The organism is Bacillus sp. AFS017336 (assembly GCF_002555445.1).
Classification (GTDB): domain Bacteria; phylum Bacillota; class Bacilli; order Bacillales; family Bacillaceae_G; genus Gottfriedia.
Map to the genome: position 1 here is coordinate 1 of NZ_NUCO01000061.1, position 2,802 is coordinate 2,802.

Here is a 2,802-nt window from a genome sequence, read left to right on the forward strand (position 1 = left end):
TAATAAAAATAAATAATGACTTTATGCAACTAACTCATGCGTTAGTTGCATAAGGAATAATTATATTTCAGCAAAAGGCTTCCAGTTTTTATCTTTTTCATCTTTATTCTTGCCTCACCTTTTGAATGATAATTTATTTTATCTGCTCTTCCAATTTCTTTAAAATTCTTTTGAGCTTCTCCTAAAGTTACTTTATTCGGTCCGCAAGTGTCAGGTTTATAAGATTGTATTTCATCATCCATTTGCATACTTTACAAGTTTCATAATAATATCACGCTCATTTAATGTCTTATAACCACAACAAGGACAAGTAAGTTTTTTCATCATTTACTCCTAATAACTGATTTTTATTTATGCCACTGCCATGAAACGAAAACAAGAGACGGAACGATTCCTTCGTCTCTTGTTTCTGATTAGTTTTCACAAGCGTACTTGTCTTTATCACGGTCTAACTTCGTTTGATATGCTTGGTGGGTACTAGGTACACCTTTTGGGTATTTCTTACGTAAATCGGTACAATTTGCGAAATACTCAAGTAATGAGCTGCTCAGTACATACCCTTTTTTCGTTCCATACTGTACGTATGCATACTCACGTTTTGGTCCGTAACCTTTTGACAGCATTTTGACGTTTTTGCTACTTGCTACCGTCACTACTTTTGTACCAGTAGCACTTGCAGTCGTGCGAAGCGTCACCGTTGAACGTGTTCTCATTGTTAAATTGAATGTGATGGCTTTTGGTGTGAATGTTGATTTGAACCCTTTTGATTTGTTACCAAGTGTATCAACGCTTTTGAACGTGAATGAATACGGTTTACCAACGACTGTTGTGCCGTTGTATGTGAAACTATTCTTTCCTTTTAGGACTTTTGTGGTTTTACCGTTTGGTAACGTCACTAGTGTGTAACTATAGTCGTATTCGTTTGCTGGCGTAAAATTAACCGTAATCACACCATTTACATCTTTATAAGTTACGTTTTTTGCCTCAATTGGTGCGCGTTTTGGGTCATCCCAATTTAACACAACCGCTTTTGCCTTGTTTCCGTTCTCATCTTCTGCAACTAGTGAAGCAGTTTGAACAGTTGTGAAGTTTGCTGATTTATACGTGTAACTTTTTTCCCCGTCTTCAAGTGTCACAACTTTTTTGTTCGGTAGAGTTAAAACCATGCCATAAAAATCTTTATCCGTTGGATTTATCCAACTGTAAACGATGTTGTTGCCAACACGTTTTGCGGTAAACTTTGTTGGTTGTTTTGGTGGTGTTGAGTCGTTATCCGTTTTGAACTCAAAATATACACCGTGTTCATCGTCTTGCTCGTTTCCATTTACATCGTATGTATAGAAATATAGCGTGTAGTTCGTGTTTCGTTTTAAGCCGTCTAAGTAGAACCAACTGTCCTCTTTATCGACATCTTCAATCCATTTACCATTTTGATCGTATACTGCAATTCCTTTGTAATCTGGGTCGTCTGGTCCAACAAATTCGATATAAATCGCATCGTTGTATACTGTGTATGTTAAATCTTTTACATCACCTGGTGGTGTTGTGTCAACTTCCTCTGAAGTTGCTGTTGCGACCGTGTTTACCGGCTTTGTTGTTTCAGCGTGAGCAGTTGTGCTGAACGCTGATAGTGCGATGATACCTGCTAAGAATGGTTTTGTCCATTTCATGTATTTTTCCCCTATCTCTTTTTCATTCGCCATTAAGTGTATCATGAACTAAAAGCGCTTTCGATGAAAACTTTTCATAAGCATAAAAAAAACCGACTATACAGTTACAACTAGGTTATTAATTATCAAATTAACCCAAAAATGAATATCGGAAATGAAAAAAAGGATTTTCAAAAATTGAAGATTCTTTTTTTCTTATTGAACTAACGCATGCAATAGTTGAACAACATGATCGAATTTTATTGAAAGGAAATGTCCTTCAAATGAAAGGTTTCACGATAACCAAAGTAAAAATAATACACTTTTTGTGTTTTTGTTTATTATTCTTTCTTTATACAATGATAAGTGAAATTTGGTTAGCAGCATTATATACACACGACAATTGGATAAACGGAGGTGGAATTATTATAGTTACTCTCCTCCTGATACCACTCTACACATTTATAAACACAAGATTATCACTTGGTATATGGAAATTTATATTTTATATTCCACTTTTCCCTGCAATGACTGGAATTATGTTATTTCAGCTAATTATATTCAGCATTTTCCCAAATCCATATTCAACAGACGACTTAGGTGTAGGAATTCTTATGATAATGATTTCTTTTCTCCATTGGATTGCCACGATGCTCTCTTTTTTGTTGTCTCATAAAATAAATATGCGAAGATAAGAAGATTGAAATGCCTTCTTGTGCTAATTAATAAGAGGTAAATGTATGAAACTAAAAAAATTCTTTATCTACTTTATACCAACTTTAATAATGATAGTTAGTAGTAAACTTGTAACAAATTATTACATTGTTCGTACTCACATTGAACCTTTGTCTAAGAACACTTCATTATTAACTTTATTGTTTATGTTATTCTTCGGCCTTGGAATGTTCGTGATCATTGCAGTACTTTTTATTAATAGTAAACAACTGTAAATAAAAAAATAAAAAAGTAAGCTATGCAATAACGCATTGCATTAGTTGATTAAGCGTTTCAAAAGGTTGTCTAATTAGACAACCTCTTTTTTATTTCAAATATCAACATTTTAATTTAACAGAGCCAAATTAAAAATAAGCAAACATACAAAAAAACATCAGCCTAATAGCTGATGTTTTTGATTTACCAGGCGACGTTCTAC

3 protein-coding genes are annotated in these 2,802 nt (G+C 33.8%); 1 reads left to right on the forward strand and 2 read right to left on the reverse strand.

The features are described 5' to 3' along the window. Window positions 1–41 precede the first annotated feature (41 nt). Both CN601_RS27705 and CN601_RS27925 read right to left on the reverse strand, forming a co-directional pair. Window positions 42–242, reverse strand: a complete 201-nt coding sequence (locus CN601_RS27705; RefSeq protein ID WP_257131784.1) for a hypothetical protein — start codon at window positions 240–242, stop codon at window positions 42–44. Between the two features lie 171 nt (window positions 243–413). Beyond that, window positions 414–1,670, reverse strand: a complete 1,257-nt coding sequence (locus CN601_RS27925; RefSeq protein ID WP_306659840.1) for an excalibur calcium-binding domain-containing protein — start codon at window positions 1,668–1,670, stop codon at window positions 414–416. Between the two features lie 719 nt (window positions 1,671–2,389). Here CN601_RS27925 and CN601_RS21895 point away from each other — a divergent pair. Continuing rightward, window positions 2,390–2,599: a hypothetical protein gene (locus tag CN601_RS21895; RefSeq protein WP_098172355.1), complete on the forward strand. Its 210-nt coding sequence runs from the start codon at window positions 2,390–2,392 to the stop codon at window positions 2,597–2,599. The last annotated feature ends 203 nt before the right edge of the window (window positions 2,600–2,802 follow it).

What these genes read in the sequence shown, in the direction of transcription:
- CN601_RS21895 (WP_098172355.1), top strand. Translation starts at nt 2,390, where the DNA reads ATGAAACTAAAAAAATTCTTTATCTACTTTATACCAACTTTAATAATG.
- CN601_RS27705 (WP_257131784.1), bottom strand. Translation starts at nt 242, where the DNA reads ATGGATGATGAAATACAATCTTATAAACCTGACACTTGCGGACCGAAT.
- CN601_RS27925 (WP_306659840.1), bottom strand. Translation starts at nt 1,670, where the DNA reads ATGAAATGGACAAAACCATTCTTAGCAGGTATCATCGCACTATCAGCG.